The 19,697-nt window shown below is 58.4% G+C and carries 21 protein-coding genes and 2 tRNA genes; 11 read left to right on the top strand and 12 right to left on the bottom strand.

The annotated features are described in order from the left end of the window. Positions 1-40: 40 nt before the first annotated feature. Complete coding sequence (rlmI, locus tag ACJ8KE_RS09235) at positions 41-1,225, bottom strand: 23S rRNA (cytosine(1962)-C(5))-methyltransferase RlmI (RefSeq protein WP_028128002.1); 1,185 nt, start codon at positions 1,223-1,225, stop codon at positions 41-43. Between the two features lie 409 nt (positions 1,226-1,634). On the opposite strand from rlmI, the gene ACJ8KE_RS09230 reads away from it, so the two are divergent. The 3 genes from ACJ8KE_RS09230 (at position 1,635) to yccX (ending at position 3,759) form a co-directional block, all read left to right on the top strand. Then, positions 1,635-1,982 (top strand): hypothetical protein, encoded by a 348-nt coding sequence (locus ACJ8KE_RS09230; RefSeq protein WP_397609473.1) that lies wholly within the window; start codon positions 1,635-1,637, stop codon positions 1,980-1,982. Between the two features lie 378 nt (positions 1,983-2,360). Beyond that, on the top strand, positions 2,361-3,323 hold the full coding sequence (locus tag ACJ8KE_RS09225) for an acyltransferase family protein (RefSeq protein WP_240293990.1): 963 nt from the start codon (positions 2,361-2,363) through the stop codon (positions 3,321-3,323). A gap of 157 nt (positions 3,324-3,480) precedes the next feature. Next, a complete protein-coding gene (gene yccX, locus ACJ8KE_RS09220; protein ID WP_049300496.1) occupies positions 3,481-3,759 on the top strand; it encodes an acylphosphatase in 279 nt (92 codons plus the stop codon). A 34-nt stretch (positions 3,760-3,793) separates the two neighbouring features. On the opposite strand, the gene tusE is transcribed toward yccX, so the two are convergent. Continuing rightward, positions 3,794-4,123 carry a sulfurtransferase TusE gene (gene tusE, locus ACJ8KE_RS09215; protein WP_004928095.1) on the bottom strand — a complete coding sequence of 110 codons (330 nt, stop codon included), beginning with the start codon at positions 4,121-4,123 and terminating at the stop codon, positions 3,794-3,796. 111 nt (positions 4,124-4,234) lie between these two features. Continuing rightward, complete coding sequence (gene yccA, locus ACJ8KE_RS09210) at positions 4,235-4,894, bottom strand: FtsH protease modulator YccA (protein ID WP_004928091.1); 660 nt, start codon at positions 4,892-4,894, stop codon at positions 4,235-4,237. 228 nt (positions 4,895-5,122) lie between these two features. Between yccA and ACJ8KE_RS09205 the strand changes: the two genes are divergently transcribed. The 3 genes from ACJ8KE_RS09205 to ACJ8KE_RS09195 all read left to right on the top strand — a co-directional run bounded on the left by ACJ8KE_RS09205 (position 5,123) and on the right by ACJ8KE_RS09195 (position 6,189). Next, a tRNA-Ser gene (locus ACJ8KE_RS09205) sits at positions 5,123-5,210 on the top strand. A gap of 228 nt (positions 5,211-5,438) precedes the next feature. Beyond that, complete coding sequence (locus tag ACJ8KE_RS09200; RefSeq protein ID WP_016928277.1) at positions 5,439-5,654, top strand: hypothetical protein; 216 nt, start codon at positions 5,439-5,441, stop codon at positions 5,652-5,654. Between the two features lie 31 nt (positions 5,655-5,685). After that, positions 5,686-6,189 carry a fimbrial protein gene (locus tag ACJ8KE_RS09195; protein WP_282676659.1) on the top strand — a complete coding sequence of 168 codons (504 nt, stop codon included), beginning with the start codon at positions 5,686-5,688 and terminating at the stop codon, positions 6,187-6,189. Positions 6,190-6,224: 35 nt separating this feature from the next. Here the strand turns inward: ACJ8KE_RS09195 and soxR are convergent, their stop codons facing one another. After that, the gene (gene soxR, locus ACJ8KE_RS09190; protein WP_016928275.1) at positions 6,225-6,698 is read right to left on the bottom strand and encodes a redox-sensitive transcriptional activator SoxR; all 474 of its coding nucleotides are present in this window, start codon (positions 6,696-6,698) and stop codon (positions 6,225-6,227) included. Positions 6,699-6,843: 145 nt separating this feature from the next. Here soxR and ACJ8KE_RS09185 point away from each other — a divergent pair, with 145 nt between their 5' ends. Then, complete coding sequence (locus ACJ8KE_RS09185; RefSeq protein ID WP_442517221.1) at positions 6,844-7,929, top strand: efflux RND transporter periplasmic adaptor subunit; 1,086 nt, start codon at positions 6,844-6,846, stop codon at positions 7,927-7,929. Positions 7,930-7,939: 10 nt separating this feature from the next. Then, a complete protein-coding gene (locus ACJ8KE_RS09180) occupies positions 7,940-11,020 on the top strand; it encodes a MexW/MexI family multidrug efflux RND transporter permease subunit (protein WP_016928273.1) in 3,081 nt (1,026 codons plus the stop codon). Between the two features lie 49 nt (positions 11,021-11,069). Here the strand turns inward: ACJ8KE_RS09180 and ACJ8KE_RS09175 are convergent, their stop codons facing one another. The 4 genes from ACJ8KE_RS09175 to ACJ8KE_RS09160 form a co-directional block, all read right to left on the bottom strand. Then, positions 11,070-11,870 (bottom strand): DNA/RNA non-specific endonuclease, encoded by an 801-nt coding sequence (locus tag ACJ8KE_RS09175; protein WP_060387549.1) that lies wholly within the window; start codon positions 11,868-11,870, stop codon positions 11,070-11,072. 189 nt (positions 11,871-12,059) lie between these two features. Further along, positions 12,060-12,374 (bottom strand): hypothetical protein, encoded by a 315-nt coding sequence (locus tag ACJ8KE_RS09170; protein WP_016928271.1) that lies wholly within the window; start codon positions 12,372-12,374, stop codon positions 12,060-12,062. A gap of 235 nt (positions 12,375-12,609) precedes the next feature. Continuing rightward, the gene (wrbA, locus tag ACJ8KE_RS09165; RefSeq protein WP_004928045.1) at positions 12,610-13,209 is read right to left on the bottom strand and encodes an NAD(P)H:quinone oxidoreductase; all 600 of its coding nucleotides are present in this window, start codon (positions 13,207-13,209) and stop codon (positions 12,610-12,612) included. A 78-nt stretch (positions 13,210-13,287) separates the two neighbouring features. Beyond that, on the bottom strand, positions 13,288-13,905 hold the full coding sequence (locus ACJ8KE_RS09160) for a LysE family translocator (protein ID WP_033640782.1): 618 nt from the start codon (positions 13,903-13,905) through the stop codon (positions 13,288-13,290). 68 nt (positions 13,906-13,973) lie between these two features. On the opposite strand from ACJ8KE_RS09160, the gene ACJ8KE_RS09155 reads away from it, so the two are divergent. After that, positions 13,974-14,897 (top strand): LysR family transcriptional regulator, encoded by a 924-nt coding sequence (locus tag ACJ8KE_RS09155; protein ID WP_318669937.1) that lies wholly within the window; start codon positions 13,974-13,976, stop codon positions 14,895-14,897. Here ACJ8KE_RS09155 and ACJ8KE_RS09150 read toward each other — a convergent pair. Both ACJ8KE_RS09150 and ACJ8KE_RS09145 read right to left on the bottom strand, forming a co-directional pair. Further along, positions 14,881-15,351 (bottom strand): helix-turn-helix domain-containing protein, encoded by a 471-nt coding sequence (locus tag ACJ8KE_RS09150; protein ID WP_016928267.1) that lies wholly within the window; start codon positions 15,349-15,351, stop codon positions 14,881-14,883. The two genes, ACJ8KE_RS09155 and ACJ8KE_RS09150, sit on opposite strands and share 17 nt — an antisense overlap. A gap of 117 nt (positions 15,352-15,468) precedes the next feature. Continuing rightward, positions 15,469-16,044: a helix-turn-helix domain-containing protein gene (locus tag ACJ8KE_RS09145; protein ID WP_049300489.1), complete on the bottom strand. Its 576-nt coding sequence runs from the start codon at positions 16,042-16,044 to the stop codon at positions 15,469-15,471. A 67-nt stretch (positions 16,045-16,111) separates the two neighbouring features. Between ACJ8KE_RS09145 and ACJ8KE_RS09140 the strand changes: the two genes are divergently transcribed. Beyond that, the gene (locus ACJ8KE_RS09140; RefSeq protein WP_033640779.1) at positions 16,112-17,035 is read left to right on the top strand and encodes a DMT family transporter; all 924 of its coding nucleotides are present in this window, start codon (positions 16,112-16,114) and stop codon (positions 17,033-17,035) included. Positions 17,036-17,083: 48 nt separating this feature from the next. On the opposite strand, the gene cycA is transcribed toward ACJ8KE_RS09140, so the two are convergent. Further along, positions 17,084-18,484, bottom strand: coding sequence for a D-serine/D-alanine/glycine transporter (gene cycA, locus ACJ8KE_RS09135; RefSeq protein ID WP_028128006.1), 1,401 nt, complete (start codon positions 18,482-18,484; stop codon positions 17,084-17,086). Positions 18,485-18,833: 349 nt separating this feature from the next. On the opposite strand from cycA, the gene ACJ8KE_RS09130 reads away from it, so the two are divergent. Next, positions 18,834-18,909 (top strand) — tRNA-Lys (locus ACJ8KE_RS09130). Positions 18,910-19,124: 215 nt separating this feature from the next. Here the strand turns inward: ACJ8KE_RS09130 and ACJ8KE_RS09125 are convergent. After that, positions 19,125-19,634, bottom strand: a complete 510-nt coding sequence (locus ACJ8KE_RS09125; protein ID WP_116403764.1) for a DedA family protein — start codon at positions 19,632-19,634, stop codon at positions 19,125-19,127. Between the last annotated feature and the right edge of the window lie 63 nt (positions 19,635-19,697).

Here is a 19,697-nt window from a genome sequence, read left to right as displayed (position 1 = left end):
TGCCTTGCTCATATATGGGGGCAAGGCAGCGCATTTCAAGTTACATCACCCGACAAGCGAAGCCTTTCAGATACAGCCCCTCAGGATACGTGGCGATCACCGGGTGATCGGCAGCCTGGCGGAACTGCTCTATAAATTGTACATCACGTCCGGCATCTACAGCGGCATCGGCCAAAATTTTCTGGAACAGGTCGGTCGGCATCAGGCCGGAGCAGGAGAAGCTGAGCAGAATGCCGCCTGGATTCAGCAACTGCAGCGCCAGCATGTTGATGTCTTTGTAGCCGCGGCAGGCGCTGGCCAACTGATTCTTGTTCTCGACGAACTTAGGCGGATCCATGATGATCAGATCGAATTTTTCGCCTTGAGCGCGGTAGTTGCGCAGCAGTTGGAACACGTCATCGCGAACGAACTCCGCCTTGCTCAGGTCCAGCTTGTTGAGCTCGACATTCTGTTTTGCGATGTCCAGCGCCGCCTGTGAGGTATCCACGCTGATCACTTGCTCGCAGCCGCCCATCAGAGCGGAAACGGCGAAGGCGCCGGTGTAGGAGAAGCAGTTCAGCACCCGGCGGCCGGCAGAGTAGTTCCGCGCTGCCAGGCGACTGTCGCGCTGGTCGAGGTAGAAACCGGTCTTGTGCCCTTGCTGAATGTCCACCAGCAGCTTCATGCCGTGCTCGGTAATAGGCAGCAGTTCCGGCGGCAGATCGCCCAGCACCGGGCCCTGCGCCAGCGGCAGGCCTTCTTTTTTACGCACCGCAACGTCGGAGCGATCGTAAATCGAACATTCCGGGTAGCAATGCTGCAGGGCGGAAAGCAGGGCCGGGCGCTGGTATTCGGCACCGGCGGACAGCAACTGCAGCACCAGGAAATTCTGGAAGCGATCGATAGTGATGCCCGGCAGGCCGTCGGACTCGCCGGCGATCAGGCGGTATCCGTCCAGACCGTCACGCTGCGCAACCCAATCACGCCAGCTTTGCGCTTGCTGCAGGCGGCGAATGAAGAAATCGATGTTAATCTCTTCATCCTGTTGGAAAGTCCAGACGCGTGCGCGGATCTGCGACTCGGGCGAATAGGCGCCGCGCGCCAGCCACTTGCCCTGGCTGTCGAGGATATCGATGGTTTCACCGGAGAGGGCTTTACCCTCAACGCGTTGAACGGCGCCGGAGAACACCCAAGGGTGGCGACGGAGTAAGGACTTTTCACGTCCTTTGGCGAGATGTAAGCGCATGGTTAAACTACTTTTTATTCAATGGGTTAATTGGCGGGTTTGAAGAATTGCCAAAATAAGTTCGTCATCATAGCTGAATCTTACGGTGTTCACTACCGCGTTGGCTCGGATTGTATCGCGTTATCTCTGCTGACGTCACACCGAAGAGAGAGAAAGTGCAGCCTTCAAACTGAAGAAATGACAGCTTAAATAGGTGTATTATAGCGAGGTAGAGATGAACGCACGTCGATCAGCGTGTGAAGGCGCCTCGTTACCTGTAGGCGCCGATATTCGTCTGAGGCATTATGCTTTATAGGAAATAAGGCTGAATAGTAATGTTTTATTTTAATTAAGAGTGTTGCTGATTGTTTTTAAGATATGAATTGAAGGGAGTGCACCAGTGAGGATGTTTTTGTTTTTAATTTTTTTTATGACGACTAACACAGTATTAGCTAACGAGTGGGTTTTTCATGGTGATGAAAACACTATAAGTGATGGAGTATTAAAGATTTCGGTTCAGGCCGGGCATTATAAAATTTCATTTCCACCCACTGCGAACCCAAACTCAGGTGCTGTGTTGATTAACGGCGAGCGATTTTACGGCAACCGTTATTTTGGATTCGACGGCGAGCAAGCGGACAGAATGATTGATAGGTTATTAAAGGTAAAAAATGCTCAGGTTGAATATGATGATCGTTTTAAAACGAAAGTCGTTCGCAAGTTGGTTGATTTCTCTGATATTACATCATCCATCGATAACTTGAAAAAAAATCATTGACGCCTCTCACATAATCGTCAATGGAGCAGATGGCTTTACTCGAAATAGGAATAGCGCTGCCGCTTGGTTGTCCGACGGTAAGTGTAACAACGACGGCGTGTCGACGGTGCGCTTTCTTGTGAGCAAGCAGAGCCTATCATTCAATGAGGGTTGGGGGTTATTTTTTTAATTAATTGATTACTATCATTTTGTTGTCGTAGTAATTGACTTCAGACTGTCGTTTGCCTCACGGAGGAAGGCCTATCCTCCGGGCGACGGTTTGTAAGTTCTTTGTAAGTTTTTTGTGATTTTTAGGTTTTTTCGCATTGACAAAAATCTTAACTTAATCTGTTATTGAGCACCTGATATTTATTATTTAGATGTTAGGATTTTTCTTAAATGGCTAAAGAAAGAAGCTTATCGTTTGATTTTTTGAAAGGGTTGCTTATCTTGCTCGTCATTGTGGGACATGTATTGCCTGGCAGTGCTGATGTTGGTTTACGTGGGGCAATATATTATTTCCATATGCCGCTTTTTCTAGGGGTGACGGGCTACTTTGTTCGGCGCTATTTTCTTGATGGCGGCGTGATTAGCGTGCTGAAAAAGTATCAGTGGCGAATGATAATTCCTTATGTGTTGGCGTTCGTTGTTTACAGTGTTTATTCTCTTTACTTCTCAGAAGAAGTAGGCTTAAAGCAACTCATCGGTCTATTTCTCTACCCCTACTATCATCTTTGGTATATCCCAGCAGTGGTCATATTTGTGCTATATACTATGGTCATTTACAAGAGTAATTTCTTACTCGGTTTCTTTCTGTTCACTTCCGCCATATTGTCTATTGTCTGGTACTGTTACGCCGACACGCTGGAAAACCAATATGCCTGGCTGAAATTCATTGGTGATAAGCGTTTCTATTATTACTACTCCTTCTTTTTATTAGGCTTCCTGGTGGGGGATAAGAATTTTTACGGTAATCCGCTGGCATTGTTCGCTATCGCGTTGGCCGTAGGTATATTAGGGTATTATGAACCGAGCGGGGCACTGCTGGATGCCGCCTCATGGTTTGCATTTAATGCTGCGCTGTTGTTGTTGATGCTGAGTTTGTGTAAGCGCCTGAAGCTAAGAATTGAGGGCTTAGTGGTCAAAATGGGGCAGGTATCTCTGCCTATTTATCTTTGGCATGTGTTACCCATTTTGCTTGTCGGAGCAATGGTCGATAAGGATTCGTCAGGTTTTTATCTCAGCGTAACGGCCATTATTTTCGCCCTGGTCATCATATTTATCCGCTTGCGTGGCAAAAGCAGATTTATCGACTCTTTCTTTTACGGGGAAAGGGCCAACTGGCTACCCGCCGAAAAATAGAACGTCTGTCCCGGCCGAGGGGACTCGGCCGTCTACTTTTTACGTAAGCCTCCATTAGACAAATTGTTGTCCTATGGCTCCCTGTCTCTTTATCTTTTGATTGAGTTTCTATACTCAATACATCCTTATTCTTTAGACAAGACAACAGGGGGCGATTATGTCACAAGTTTGCATTGCTGCGTATGTGTATGGCGTGGTGCAGGGGGTAGGGTTCCGCTATTCCACTCAGCGGCAGGCCGAGGCGTTGGGGGTGACCGGCTATGCGCGCAATCTCGATGACGGCAGCGTTCAGGTGGTGGCCTGCGGCACACAGGCGCAGGTGGATAAGCTGGTGGAGTGGTTGAAACAGGGCGGCCCGCGCAGCGCGCGCGTCGAACGCGTGCTGGTGGAGCCGCAGGGGGTGGCCGATTACGCCGGGTTTGGCATTCGCTACTGAATGCTCGCCTGCAGCGGCGCTGCGGGCTGAGCGGTCAGATGCATTTCACCGGTTTCGGCAAGCCGGCGATTTTGGTGGCTTGTTTGGCCGGCCCTTTCGGAAACAGGCGATACAGATAGCGGCTGTTGCCTTTTTCTTCGCCGTATTTCTGCGCCATGGCTTTGACCAGCATGCGAATAGCCGGCGAAGTATTGAATTCCTGATAGAAGTCGCGCACGAAGCGCACCACTTCCCAGTGTGCTTCGGTGAGCACGATCTCTTCCTGCGCGGCCAGCAGCGGCGCCAGGCCCTCATGCCAGTCGGCGCTGTTTTTCAGATAGCCCTGCGCGTCAGTGTCGATAACCTGACCTTCAAACTCCAACATACTGCCTCGATAACGGATAATTCGGAACGGCCGCCAGTTTAGCAAATTTTTTCGGCCGCAAAAAACAAAGCCCCGCCGGAGCGGGGCCTGGAAGGCATGCGTAACGCGCGATCAGTTGCTGCGGGCGAAGCCCAGAATGCTCAACAGGCTGATGAACATGTTGTAGAGCGACACGTACAGGCTAACGGTGGCGCGAATGTAGTTGGTCTCGCCGCCGTGAATGATGTTGCTGGTTTCCCACAGGATCGCGCCGGCGGAGAACAGGATGAACAGCGCGCTGATAGCCAGGTGCAGAGCAGGGATCTGCAGGAACAGGTTGGCGATCACCGCCACCAGCAGCACCACAAAACCGGCCATCATCATGCCGGACAGGAACGACATGTCTTTACGGGTGGTCAGCACATACGCCGAGCAGCAGAAGAACACCGCGGCGGTGCCGCCCAGCGCCAGCATGATCAGATCGCCCGCGCCGGCGTTCAGGAACGAACTGAGGATCGGGCCGAGGGCGTATCCCATGAAACCGGTCAGCGCGAAAGCCGCCAGAATGCCCGCCGGGCTGTTGGCCAGTTTATGGGTCAGGAACATCAGGCCGTAGAAACCGACCAGCATCAGCAGCAAGCCTGGCGCAGGCAGACCCAACATCGTACTGGCGGTCGCGGTCAAGGCCGAGAAAGCCAGGGTCAGGGATAACAGGAAATAGGTGTTGCGCAGGACTTTATGCGTGCTGAGCAGCGAGTCGCGCGAAGAAGATGAGACGACAATGCGGTCCATAATGATGCTCTCTCTTATCAGGCCATCACAAAATAATCCCGATGATAGGCAGCGCAAGCGCTTGATTAAAGTTTGTTTACCAATCTTTACCCTTAGTTATCATTATGGCAACAACGGGGAAGGTGTTCGTTTGATCGCCGCTTGCTTTGCCTGCGGCGATTTTTCGCGCGGTTGAACGCGTTTGGGCTTTACAAGCGAATAAGGTCTGTTTATAGTGCGCGTCGTTGCGGAGGGGTGGCCGAGTGGCTGAAGGCAACGGTCTTGAAAACCGTCGACGGGAAACCGTTCCAGAGTTCGAATCTCTGCTCCTCCGCCATACATTCTGACCCCGTGCTCTCTGAGCACGGGGTTTTTTGCTTTTGCGTGCGGATAAACCGGGACGCTTCTGCAGGAAACGCGATCGGCTATTGATAAGGGCCATGCGTCGGTGAGATTATGCATCCATCAAGGTCGGCCGCTCGGATGCCTGCTGTTGCCAGGCGTTACCGGTGTGACAAGCAACGCCGCCTTATCAATTTCGCTTAATGCTCTTATGGAGACAGAGATGAACTGGTATCAAGTCGCCTTATGGACGATGATCTTTTTGAAGTCCGGCGCTTTTCTGGTGTTCGTATGGTGGTGGATGTTCAAACGCGCGACCAAACCTTATGTCCGCCCGCAAGACGTCGTGGTGGATGATACGCCGTACGATGAGAACCTCACCATGGAAGAGGTGATGAAAAACCATGGCATCGTCCGCACGGATATGTCGGTAAAATAATCCTCCCGCCTCCCCAACCGCTATCTGGGGCGTGTTTGCCAAGAGCACGCCCCCTTGTGTTTCTTCGCTGTCTTTCTACTCCTCCCTCAACGCCGGCCTGACGGTCAGGTTGCCCAAAATGGGCATGGCGCAGGTGCTGAATAACAATCAACCCGGCTACACGCCGTTCTCGCTGAACATCAACTGCCAGAACATGCAGCAGGAAGGCATCGCCGATCGCGCCGTTGAGATGTTCCTGTCCAGCAATAACCTGCTGGCCTCCGACGCCAGCGTGTTGACCAATGCCAATGCGGGCGGCGCGCAAGGAGTGGGGCTGCGCCTGGTCAAGCGCGACATGCCGAGCTCGCCGGTGGTATTGTCGCCTTCCAACGTCGATCGCGGCAGCGCCACTTCACTGTTTCATGTCGCCGCCGGCGGCAGCCTGAACAGTCACTTCATCATCGGCATGGGCGCTTATTATTACCCTTATCAGCGCGATGGCGTGACGCAGGGGGAAATCAACACCTCGGCCACGTTGAACATCATCTATCCTTGAGAGGCCCGGGAGAACCGGTGCGCAACCTGTTTCGCTCACCGGTGTTCCGTCGGGTGTTCGAAAATATGCGCGCCGGCGCCCTGTTGGCCCAAAATATCGTTTGGGTTGCGCAGCGGGCAGTCGGCGAGCGACAGGCAGCCGCAGCCGATGCAGCTGTCGAGATGGTCGCGCAGCACCGTTAGCCGTTGAATACGTTCATCCAGCGTTTTGCGCCAGGCGGAGGACAAAAGCCCCCATTGTTCTGAGGTCAGTTTGCTGCCGCTGGGAAAGCGGCCCAGCGTGGCGCGGATCTCCTCCAGTGGAATGCCCGCGCTTTGCGCGATCTTGATCACCGCGATGTAGCGCAACACCACCGGCGTGTAGCGGCGCTGGTTACCGGCGTTGCGCGTTGCCTGAATCAGCCCCTTGCTTTCGTAAAAGTGCAACGCGGATACCGCCACGCCGCTGCGCTTCGCCACTTCTCCAACGGTCAATAGCCGATAGGTGTTAATCGGTTCATTTCTTGCCATTCCACGTTCCTCAGCTTGACCTCAAGTTAACCTGAGGTTTTATAGTGCAGCCAGCCGGGCTTGGCAACCGGCATCTCTCGTCACCTGCCTGCGCTGCGTCGGGGCAAGGATGGCTTTGGCTGTAAAATCAGGAAGAAACCGTTACATGATGAAACGATACCTCATTATTGCCGCGCTGCTGGCGGCGCTCGCCGTCGCTGCGGTCGCGATGCGATCCACCGCGCGGCAAAGCGAAGGTGCGCCGGCCTATCCGCCGGTGAAAGTGGCGCTGGCGCCCGCACTGCGTGAACAGGCGGCGCGCAGTTACGCCGGCGTGGGCGAGCTGGAGGCGGCCAGCCAGGTGGAAGTGGCGGCAGAGACCAGCGGCCGCATCACGCGCATCCTGTTCGAATCCGGCCAAACGGTGCGGCAGGGGCAACTACTGGTGCAGCTCAACGATGCGGTCGAGCAGGCTGAGCTGGTGCGCCTGCAGGCACAATTGCGCAATGCCGATCTGCTGTTGGCGCGCATGCGCAAGCTGATGAACTTCAACGCCACCGCGCGACAACAGCTGGACGATGCGCTGGCCGAACGGGATATGGCGTTCGGGGCGGTGCAGGAAACGCAGGCCAAAATCGCAAAAAAGGCGATCCGCGCGCCGTTCTCCGGCACCATCGGCATTCGTCGCGTGCATGAAGGGCAATACCTCAACGCCGCCGAGGCGGTGGCGAACCTGGTGGACGCCGATACGCTGCGCGTCAACTTCTCGCTGGACGAACAAAGCAGCGCCGGGCTGGCGTTGGGGCAGGCGGTGTCGGTGCAGGTCGGGGCCTATCCCGAGCGCGCTTTCCCCGCCGCCATTACCGCTATCGACCCGATGATCGGCAAATCCCGCACCGTGCAGGTGCAGGCGACGTTGGCCAACCGTCAAGGATTGCTGAAAGCCGGTATGTACGCGGGCATTCGCGTCACGCAGCAGCAGCGCGTGGCGGTGCTGACGGTGCCGGAAACGGCGCTGACCTATACGGCGTACGGCGATACCGTGTTTCTGGCCCAGCAGGGTGAAAAGGGCATGACGGTCAAGCGCGTCTCAGTCACCGTGGGTGAGCGCAACGACGGGCGCGTCGAGATCGTCAGCGGTCTGCAGGAAGGCGACCGGGTGGTGACTTCGGGCCAGCTCAAGCTGAGCGACGGCACGGCGGCCGAGCCGGTGGCGCAGGATACTCTGAACGCCGCCCAGGCCGGTTCCTGAGGAGAGGCCGATGACATTTACCGATCTGTTCGTGCGCCGGCCGGTGCTGGCGCTGGTGGTCAGCACCCTGATTCTGCTGTTCGGCGCGCTGGCGCTCAGCAAACTGCCGATCCGCCAATACCCGCTGCTGGAAAACTCTACCATCACCATCAGCACCGACTATCCCGGCGCGTCGTCCGAGCTGATGCAGGGCTTTGTTACGCAGCCGATCGCCCAGGCAGTGTCCTCCGTCGAGGGCGTTGACTACCTTTCTTCCTCCTCGGTGCAGGGGCGCAGCGTGGTGACGGTGCGCATGGCGCTGAACCGCGACTCCACCCAGGCGCTGACCGAAGTGATGGCCAAGGTCAACCAGGTGCGCTATAAGCTGCCGGAACAGGCTTACGATCCGGTGATTGAGCGCTCAGCCGGTGAAGCCACCGCTGTGGCCTATGTCGGTTTTTCCAGTAAAACGCTGTCCACGCCGGCGCTGAGCGAATACCTGACGCGGGTGGTGGAACCGATGTTCACCACCATCGACGGCGTCGCCAAGGTTGAAGTGTTCGGCGGGCAAAAAATGGCGATGCGCCTGTGGCTGGACAGCGATCGGCTGGCCGGCCGCGGTCTGACCGCTGCCGATGTGGCCGATGCGGTGCGGCGCAACAACTACCAGGCGGCGCCGGGCAAGGTGAAAGGGCAGTATGTGGTTGCCAACGTGCGGGTGAATACCGATCTCACCAGCGTAGAGGAGTTTCGCAATCTGGTGGTGCGCAACGACGGCAACGGTCTGGTGCGCCTGAAAGACGTCGGCACCGTGGAGCTGGGCGCCGCAGCCACGGAAACCAGCGCCTTGATGGATGGCGAACCGGCGGTGTTCCTCGGCGTCTTCCCTACGCCGACCGGCAACCCGCTGGTGATCGTCGACGGCATTCGCCACCTGATGCCGGCGATCGACAAGATGCAGCCGCCGGGCGTGAAGATGGCGCTGGCGTTCGAAACCGCGCGCTTTATTCAGGCCTCGATCGATGAAGTGGTGCATACCCTGCTCGAAGCGCTGGCGATCGTTGTGGCGGTGATCTACCTGTGTCTGGGGTCGCTGCGCACCGTGTTGATTCCGGTGGTGACCATTCCGCTGTCGATACTTGGCGCTGCCGGGCTGATGTTGGCCTTTGGCTTCAGCGTCAATTTGCTGACGCTGCTGGCGATGGTCCTGGCGATCGGTTTGGTGGTGGACGACGCCATCGTGGTGGTGGAGAACGTGCATCGCCATATCGAAGAGGGGAAAACGCCGCTGGCGGCGGCGATGATCGGCGCACGCGAGGTGGCCGGGCCAGTGATCGCCATGACTCTGACGCTGGCCGCGGTCTATGCGCCGATCGGCCTGATGGGCGGGCTGACCGGCGCGCTGTTTCGCGAATTCGCACTGACGCTGGCCGGGGCGGTAGTGGTGTCCGGCGTGGTGGCGCTGACGCTGTCGCCGGTGATGAGCTCGCTCCTGCTGCCGGCCAAACAGAGCGAAGGGCGCGTGGCGCACGCCGCCGAGTGGTTCTTCGGCGGCCTGACGCGGCGCTATGCGCGCGCGCTGGATTTCTCGCTGCACCACCGTTGGGTGACCGGCACGCTGGCGTTGCTGGTGATGATCAGTCTGCCGCTATTGTACCTGATGCCGCAGCGCGAGCTGGCGCCGACCGAGGATCAGGCCATTGTACTGACCGCCATCAAGGCGCCGCAGCACGCCAACCTGAACTATGTCGAACGCTTTGCCTACAAGCTGGATGAGGTTTACAACCGCATGTCGGAAACCGAAAGCCGCTGGATCATCAACGGCAGCGACGGCACGGCGTCCGGCATCGGCGGCATCAACCTGACGCTGTGGCAGGCGCGCCAGCGCTCGGCGTCGGCGGTGCAGGCCGAGCTGCAACGGGCGGTGAACGATGTTGAAGGCACCAGCATTTTCGCCTTCCAGCTGCCCGCCTTGCCAGGCTCCACCGGGGGGCTGCCGGTGCAAATGGTGCTGCGTACGCCGCAGGACTACCCGCAGCTGTACCGCACCCTGGAGGAGGTGAAGCAGAACGCCAGAAACAGCGGCCTGTTTATGGTGGTGGACAGCGATTTGGACTACAACAACCCGCTGGCGGAGGTGCGCATCGATCGCGCCAAGGCCAACAGTCTGGGGATACGCATGAGCGACATCGGTGAATCGTTGGCGGTGCTGGTGGGAGAGAACTACCTCAACCGCTTCGGCATGGACGGGCGCGCTTATGACGTCATCCCGCAAAGCCTGCGCGAACAACGGCTGACGCCGCAGGCGCTGGCGCGGCAATATGTCCGCACCCAGGACAATACGCTGGTGCCGCTCTCCACCGTGGTATCGGTGGCTGTTAAGGTCGAACCGAACAAGCTGACCCAGTTCAACCAGCAGAACGCCGCCACCCTGCAGGCCATTCCCGCGCCCGGCGTTTCGATGGGCGAAGCGGTGGCTTTCCTCGAACGGCAGGCCAATGCGCTGCCGGCCGAATTTAGCCACGACTGGCAGGGGGATTCGCGCCAATACACCCAAGAGGGCAGCGCGCTGGCGTTCGCGTTCCTGGCGGCCTTGGTGATCATTTACCTGGTGCTGGCGGCGCAGTACGAGAGCCTGAAAGATCCGCTGATTATCCTCATCACCGTGCCGCTGTCGATCTGCGGCGCCTTGCTGCCGCTGGCGCTGGGCTACGCCACGATGAATATCTACACCCAGGTCGGGCTGGTGACCCTGATCGGGCTCATCAGCAAGCACGGCATTCTGATGGTGGAGTTCGCCAATGAGCTGCAGATGCATCAGGGGCTGACGCGGCGCGGCGCGATTTTGCAGGCGGCGCAAATTCGTCTGCGGCCGGTGCTGATGACCACCGGGGCGATGGTGTTCGGTTTGATCCCGCTGCTGTTCGCCAGCGGCGCCGGGGCTGCCAGCCGCTTCGGCCTGGGGCTGGTGATCGTCTCCGGCATGCTGGTGGGCACGCTGTTTACCCTGTTTGTGTTGCCGACGGTGTATACGCTGTTGGCGCGCGATCACGCGGTAGCCTCACCCCGTCAGCGTGAGTTGGCCGCCGCGCAAAAAGCGCTGACGGAATAATCCGCCGGCGCCCGCGTGAAAAATAAACCCGCTTCGGCGGGTTTTTTCGTCAGTTTTTGCAGCCCATCAACTCCGGCAGGACGCCGGGTTTGCTCTTCAGCGAAGCCTGCACGTCGTCCGGCAGACCGGCCCAGATGATCAGGCCGGTGCGTTTCTCGATCTCGTCCACCGTCACGCGGAATTGGCAGAAATCGGCGCCCTTCGGCGTGTTCTGATCGAACAGGAAAGCGGCATAGTGGTTCACCGCCGGGCTGTTGTTGATGAAAATCACCTTCCAGTAGGCACTGGGGATGGTGTGCGCTTTCTGGGTGCCCGGCAGTTTGCCCATATCGCGTTCATACAGCGGCCCGGTCACGGTATAGACCGAGGAGATATCGGCGCGATCGATCAGCTTGCGTTCCTGATCTTCCAGCCGCGCCCAGGCGCCCTGGTTAAGATCGGACTTTTGCGGCGTGATGTTGGACAGGTAATTCAGCGATTCCCAGTCGGAGACGCCCGCCAGCGAGGCCAGCGGCGCCTGATGACCGCGATCGACCTTCAGCGCCGCGTTGGCGCCAGTGTAATCGGCGGGCGCCAACGTGTCCGCCGGGTTGAGCGCCGGATCGGTTTTCCAGTTGCGCGTCTTGCCGCTGGCCGGTGTGTCTTTGGTGATGTGATAAGCCACCCAGTTGGCGAACTTGGTGGTGCTGTTGTTGTTCAACGTATAAGCATGACGCACGATAGACACGTTGCTGCTGCCGCCGGTCGGGCAGCCGACCGCGCAGTTGTCGATGGATTCGAGCGTGTCGGCCGACGCCTGTGCGGCGAACAGCAGGGCGACCAGGGCCAACATCTTGTTGTTAAAGCGCATATTCATATCCTCAATAAGTTAAAAAAGTACTGTATATATTTACAGTAAATTAAACTTATCGCAGTGAAACGAATACAACAATGCAACATATTCATGTTGTGAATGTGTCAGTCATGGTACAGCCACGCCGCACGTGAAATGCGGCGGAAATAAAAACGGCGTCCAACAGACGCCGTTTCAAAGGGGGGATTATTCCAGCAGGTCGTTGACCGTGCGGCGAACGTAATGCGTCATCTGCGCCAGATCGTCCGGTGATACCGGGCCGCCGCCGGCGCGCACCACCTGCTGTTCGATCTGGGCGATTTCTTGCTCGACCTTGTTGGCGATCTGCACTTTGACTATCTTGTCCACCGAAGACAGCAGCACCTTCAAGACGACTTTCAGCGCGATGTTTTCGCAGAACGAGTCGTAGTGATGAACCGGCGGCGGCGGGGCCGGAGCCGGCTCGGGCGCGCGCGGAGCCAGAGCCTTGAAGCTGTCTACATTTTCAATAATAAGATCCATGTCTCTTATTAGTTCATCAAAATCTTTAGACACTGACTTATTCCCTTCGCTGTGCGCAAAAAACAGAACGCCCGTCCTCAGGCTGAAAGCGGATGAGCGACGGGCAGAACGAATTCGGGCCTGGCCTTCAGACGCTGAATGGCCGGGGGAGGGGCATTCTAACCTTGCGGCGGGTCGGCAACAAGATGGGGCCGTGCGAATGCGCGGCCCTTTGGATCACGAGGCTGGAGGGCGCTTAACTTTTCAGCTTGGCGGTGATTTTGGCCACGTGTTCGCCCTGATAACGGGCAATGGTCAGCTCTTCGTTGCTCGGCTGCCGCGAACCGTCGGCGCCGGCGATGGTGGTGGCGCCATACGGGGTGCCGCCGCGCACCTGTGAAACGTCAAACAGCTCCTGCGTCGCATAGCCGATCGGCACGATGATGAAACCGTGGTGCGCCAGCGTGGTCCAGGTCGAACTGATGGTCTGTTCCTGGCCACCGCCGGTGCCGGTGGAGGAGAAGACGCTGCCTACCTTGCCGTACAGCGCGCCGGAAGCCCACAGGCCGCCGGTCTGATCGAGGAAGGTGCGCATTTGCCCGGCCATATTGCCGAAGCGGGTCGGCGTACCGAAGATGATGCCGTCATAGTCCGCCAGCTCTTGCGGGGTGGCGACCGGCGCCTGTTGATGTTGTTTGCCCCCGGCCTTGGCGAAGGCCTCCGGCGTCATGGTTTCCGGCACGCGTTTAATCGTCACGTCCACGTTATCGACCCGATTCGCCCCTTCGGCCACCGCCTGCGCCAGGCGTTCGATGTGGCCGTACATTGAGTAATAAAGCACCAACAGTTTCGTCATGTTCCGTACTCCCGCTCAGATGATTAACAAAAACCCCTGATAAGCATAGAAGCGAATGGCGAACTTGGCGTTACGGCGTTACTTGATGCCGGCGATCGCCAGCAGGGCGCCAAAGGCGATCAGCAGCCCGCCAAAGGTGCGGTCGATGCCGCGGCGCAAACGCAAAAAGCGCGCATTGACGCCCGGTGCGGAAAATAGCAGCGCGACGGCGGCAAACCAGAAGATATGGACGGCGGCGATAAAAAGACCATAGCCGATTTGCACGCCGAGCGGGGTGTGTGGAGAAACCACCTGCATGAACAGGCTGACGATGAAGATGGTGGTTTTCGGGTTTAACGCGTTGGTGAAAAAACCGGTTTTCAAGGCGGCGAAATCGCTAATGGCGGCCGGCGCTGTGCTGGGGGCTGCGTCATGATGCGCCGCGTTGCGCAGCAGCGTAACGCCGAGGTAGATCAGGTAGGCGGCGCCGATGGCTTTAAGCAGGTTAAACAACCAGGGCGACTGTTGAATCAACACGCCGACGCCAATCAGCGTATAGCTGACATGGACCAGCACCCCGGCGCCGATGCCGCAGGCGGTCAAGACGCCGGCGCGGCGCGAAAGCAACAGGCTATTGCGCGAAACCATGGCGAAGTCCGGCCCCGGGCTTATCACGGCGAGTAAAGTAATGGTGACGACAGCGATGAGTTCAGTCATAGTTATCCTTGCGGTGTTTATCAATAGAGTGACTGATTTATAAGAGTAATTTTTCTCGGTGACAAACGATGAATAGTGACAATATCGGTGAGAAAAACTCACGCAATATCGGCAGGCCGTTGCCGTTGGGCGGGCTGCGCTGCTTCGAGGCTGCCGCGCGATTGGAAAGTTTTACGCAGGCGGCGCAGGGGCTGAATTTGACGCATGGCGCCGTCAGCCGGGCGGTGCGGGCGCTGGAAGAGGAACTGGGCGTGGCGTTGTTTGAGCGCCGCCATCGGCGGGTACTGCTCACGGCGGCGGGCCGCAAGCTGTTTCAGGCGACACAGCAGGCCTTCGGCATTCTGGATCATACCGCGCTGGAACTGCGTCAGCAGGCGCTCGACGCGCCGCTGGTCTTGTCCTGCGAACCGACCTTATTGATGCGTTGGCTGATCCCGCGTCTGCCGGCTTTTCAGCAGGCGCACCCGGATATCAACTTACAACTGGTGGCCGGTGGCGGGCCGTTTTCGTTCCATGACGGCATTACGGCGGCGATCAGGCGCAATGACTTCGATTGGGGAAAGCAGGTGCATAGCCTGGCGCTGTTCAGTGAAAAGGTTGGGCCGGTGTGCCAACCCGAGGCATTGGCAAGGATGACGAGCGCCGAGGGCAGCCTGCGGAGTTTGCGGCCCGGCACTAAACTGCTGCATTCTGCCACCCGGCCGGATGCCTGGCGGCACTGGGCGCAGCAGCAGGGGATGACGTTGGCAGGGCATTCGGAGCAGCGCTTTGATCATTTCTATTTCAGCCTGCAGGCGGCGGTCGCCGGTCTTGGCATCGCGATCGGCCCGTGGTTGCAAGTGCGAGACGATCTGGCCGCCGGTTTGTTGAGTGCGCCGTTCGGTTTTACGCCCGACGGCAGCGGCTATTACCTGCTGTCGCCGCAGGCGATCGTGCCGGGCAGCGCGTTGGCCCGGCTGGCCGAGTGGCTAACGCTCACGGCAGACGCCTGAGTTTTTGCGCCAGCCGCTGTTCCTGCCAGCGGCTGAAGACGTTGCGCAGCAGCAGAGTGCGCACCGCCCGCATGACCAGCGCGAGGCTCATGCCGCCGATCGCCCACAGCGACCAGAGATAGTGCGGGTGGGTAAACCAATTGATGGCGAACAACATCACGCCAATCACGGCGAAACGCACCGCCATGCTCAGCAGTTTGCCTTCTGCCGCGACCTGGCGACGAAGGCGCTGTTCGTCAGGCGCCTCCTCCTCTATTGTCTGTTGCGGCTGTGCGTTGAGATCGCGGACCTGCACGCCCAGCGCGGCGGCGATCGCGGTCAAGGTTTCCAGGCTGGCCTGTTCGCCGTTTTCAATCCGCTGTACGGTGCGGGTGCTGAGGCCGGCGATGGTCGCCAACTGTTCCTGCGACCAGCCTTTCTCCAGACGTAACGGCCTGATGCGGTACTTTTGCATGATGCACTCCCGAGTTCGCTGTCACTGTCATCCAGTGTAGGAGGCGCGGGGTGGCGGCGCCACGACAGCGGCACGACAGCGACACGACATCCGCCGCCGGCGCGGGCCGGCGGGCAGTCAGAAGGCGACGTTGCGGATAAAGCGCAGCGGGAGGTCGCCGTGGTTGGCGTAAGCGTAACGTTGATCGCTGTTGAAGGTTTGCGCGGCGCCGGCGCTGAGCGTCAGCGTGCCTTGTTCCAGTTCCAATGTCAGGGTGCCGGCAATCACGTAGATCATTTCACTCCAGCCTTCGGCGTCCGGCGCCGAGTCATAGCGCTCACCCGGCATCAGCGTCCATTCCCACAGCTCGGCCCGTTGGCGCGCCGGCACGCTGGCGGCGAACAGCGCCTGGCTGCCCGGCTGTGCGCCTTGCCAGGCCAACTCGCCCACCAGATGGTTGCCGCGAGCCTCCGGTGCTTGAATCAGATCGGTAAAGGAAATCGCCAGGGCGGCGGCGATCTTGTCGAGTACCGCCAGGCTGACGTTGCGATCGCCGGCCTCGATGCCCGCCAGCATGCGGCGGCTGACGCCGGAAAGCTCGGCCAGCGCCATCTGGCTCAGGCCCGCCTGCTGGCGGTAGCCGCGCAGATTGCTGCTCAGGTACTGCAGCACTTTGGGGGGATCGGTTTTCGCGTTATGCGCCGTATTGCTCATCGCCGGACTTTATCTCATACTGGCAGGATCTGTGCATTATATTGCACTCAGCAGGAAGGGCAAGCCGGTGTCAGCAGCAAAAAAATCCTTTATTTCCGCCGTGGTTCCGCAGATCAGGCTGCCGGAAGCGGTGTTGATTTTCATCACGATGATCTGGGGCGGCACCTTTTTGGCGGTGCATCACGCGATGCAAGTCAGCGGGCCGTTCTTTTTTGTCGGCCTGCGTTTCGCCACCGCCACGCTGGCGTTGACGTTGTTTTCGCTGCGCGTGCTGCGCGGCCTGACCCTGTATGAACTGAAGGCGGGCGTCCTGATCGGGCTGGCGATCATGTTCGGCTACAGCATGCAAACCGTCGGTCTGCAGACGATTAGCAGCAGCCAATCGGCGTTCATCACCGCCATGTACGTGCCGATCGTGCCGCTGTTGCAATGGCTGGTGCTGGGGCGCTTCCCCGGCATCATGTCGTGGATCGGCATTCTGCTGGCCTTTACCGGCCTGATGCTGCTGGCGGCGCCGAGCAGCACCGACATGACGCTGAGCCTCGGCGAAATGCTGACGCTGGCCGGCACGCTGGGCATGGCGGCAGAGATCATCCTCATCGGCGCTTTCGCCGGCAAGGTGAATATCCGCCGCGTGACTATAGTACAGCTGGCGACCGCCTCGCTGGCCTCGTTTTTGATGATGGTGCCGACCGGCGAGCCGCCGCCGCCGTATTCGGATTACCTGCTGTACAGCGCCATAGGGCTGGGGCTGGCCAGCGCGTTGATTCAACTGACCATGAACTGGGCGCAGCGCAGCGTTTCACCCACGCGCGCTACGGTGATCTACGCCGGTGAACCGGTCTGGGCGGGCATCGTCGGGCGGCTCGCCGGTGAGCGTTTACCGGGCGTGGCGTTATTGGGGGGCGCGTTGATCGTGATTGGGGTGGTGGTCAGCGAGCTGCGCGTGCGGCGCAAGGATAAAGCGGCGGTGGCGACGGAAGCGGATTAGCGCAGAGGCGTAAAAAGAAAGGGGCGGAGAGATCCGCCCCTTTTTGCATCACGCGGTTTTCTTCTTGCGCAGGAACACGTAAGACAGGCCGAGCACGATGAACCACAGCGGGGTAACGATCAACGCCTGGCGGGTGTCTTCGCGCAGCGACAGCAGCACCAGCACGAACACGAAGAACGCCATGCACACCCAGCACATCAGTTTGCCGGCAGGCATCTTGTAGATCGATTTCTGGTGCAGCGCCGGGCGCCGTTTACGGTAGACCAGGTACGAGCACAGGATGATGGTCCAGACGAACATGAACAGAATCGCCGATACGGTGGTCACCAGAGTGAAGACCGTCATCACGTTCGGGATCAGGTAAATCAACACCACGCCACCCAGCAGGCAGATGCAGGAGAAGGTGAGGCCGTTGGCCGGCACCGCGCGCTTGGACAGGTTAGCGAACGATTTCGGCGCGTCGCCTTCCTGCGCCAGCCCGAACAGCATGCGGCTGGTGGAGAACACGCCGCTGTTGGCGGAAGAGGCGGCGGAGGTCAGCACCACGAAGTTGATTACGCTGGCCGCGGCCGGCAGGCCGATCAGCACGAACAGCTCAACGAACGGGCTCTTGTCAGGCACCACGGAGTTCCACGGCGTTACCGACATGATGACGATCAGGGCGAACACGTAGAACATGATGATGCGGATCGGAATCGAGTTGATGGCGCGCGGCAGCGACTTCTCCGGATCCTTGGTTTCCGCGGCGGTGGTGCCCACCAGCTCAATGCCGACGAAGGCGAATACCGCGATCTGGAAGCCGGCGAAGAAGCCGCTGATGCCTTTCGGGAACATGCCGCCGTCATTCCACAGATGGGTGAATGAGGCCACGGTGCCGGTCGGCGACTGGAACTGCATGGCGATCATCACCAGCCCGGCGACAATCAGCCCGACGATGGCGACGATTTTAATCATCGCAAACCAAAACTCCATTTCGCCGAACATTTTCACCGTCGCCAGATTAAGGCCGAGCAGCAACAGCACGCACAGCAGTGAAGCGATCCACTGCGACAGCTCGGGGAACCAGAACTGGGCGTAGGCGGTGATCGCCACGACGTCGGCGATGCCGGTGACCACCCAGCAGAACCAGTAGGTCCAGCCGGTGAAGAAACCGGCCCACGGGCCGAGCAGATCCGCGGCGAAATCGCTGAACGATTTGTATTCCAGATTGGACAGCAGCAGCTCGCCCATGGCGCGCATCACGAAGAACAGCATAAAGCCGATGATCATGTACACGAAGATGATCGAAGGGCCGGCCAGGCTGATGGTTTTACCGGAGCCCATAAACAGACCGGTGCCGATGGCGCCGCCGATGGCGATCAGTTGAATATGTCGGTTAGTGAGGTTTCGCCGTAGATGATCTTCTGAAGCGGGCGTCGCGTCAGTCGCTATTTTAGAGTGATCTACCATCTGATGATGTCCTGTTTTACCTGTCATTAGTGAAGTCGTGAGCTCTGAAGTGGCTCTTTTTTATACATTTATCCGGTTGATCCGGCTTTAGTAAGGTAGTGCAATAACGCCACCTTTGTGCAACATGTTTACAACATTTATACGTGGGATAAAAGTCGATCAATCTTTACACGGAGGAGGCAAATCGGACGTTCAGGGAGCGGAAGATTACTCTTCAAAAGATGGGATTAACAGACCTTATGCGGCTTATCTCGTTGATTAAACAAAGGGTTGTAAAATTCGCATGAGAAAAAGTAATGAGTGGAAGCGTTTGACAGCGGCACTGACGAGGAGGGCAACTTACCGCGTTGGGTCGTTAGCTCAGTCGGTAGAGCAGTTGAAGCTTAATCAATGGGGCACAGGTTCGAACCCTGTACCACCCACCAACCAAATCAGCGTGTTACGCTCAGGCTTTTCTCTGCTTGTTCCCTCGTTGCGCCGTTTTAAGCGCGCTTTTTGCAAAAAAATTCGCATTTTTCGACTGATGTTCAGAAAGGTGATCTGGCGCAAACTGCGGTGTCGCACTGCAGTTTATACGGCAAGAGAGGCTGTGCGCTGGCGCAATGTCGGCGCAGGGGCGAGCCATTTGCCCAAGAATCTTTCAGGTCAAGAAGCGGGGGAATAAATGCGCCGCCGACATCAAAAGCAGCGCCCAGACGCCGGCCGAGAGCGCGGCGGTGGCATAGACGCGCCGCGCCGGCAGTTGCAGCATGCCGGCCATCAGCGGCACGGTGTAACGCATCACCGCCAGAAAACGCGAGGCGAACAGCAGCGGTAGTCCGCGCTTTTGCAAGGAACGTTGCGCTTTGCGCAGCGGGGCGTGAAAGCGTGCCGGCAGTCGGCGGCCAAGAACGCGGCCGTGCAGCCGTGCGCCACAGTGGAAAGACAGGATCGAGCCCAACGCGGCGCCGAGGGCGATGGCCGCCCAAACCGCGCCGAAGGGCAGCGCGTGCTTGCCTGCAACGATGCCCATCAGCAGCGTCACCGAGGCGGGCGGCAGGGCGGAAGACACCACGATCACGGATTTTCCCAGCGCGAACAGGAAAATCAGCAGCAGCAACATCCCCGGTTCCGGACTGTATTTGGCGATAATGTGCGTCAATTCATCCATTTAACACCTGCGGGCGAGAGGGCTGAGTGCCAGTGTCCCATCCGCAGGTTCAATAAGGGTTAA

It is taken from the genome of Serratia sp. CY56464 (assembly GCF_052168435.1).
Lineage (GTDB): Bacteria > Pseudomonadota > Gammaproteobacteria > Enterobacterales > Enterobacteriaceae > Serratia > Serratia marcescens.
This window is presented reverse-complemented; position numbering and strand designations above follow the sequence as displayed.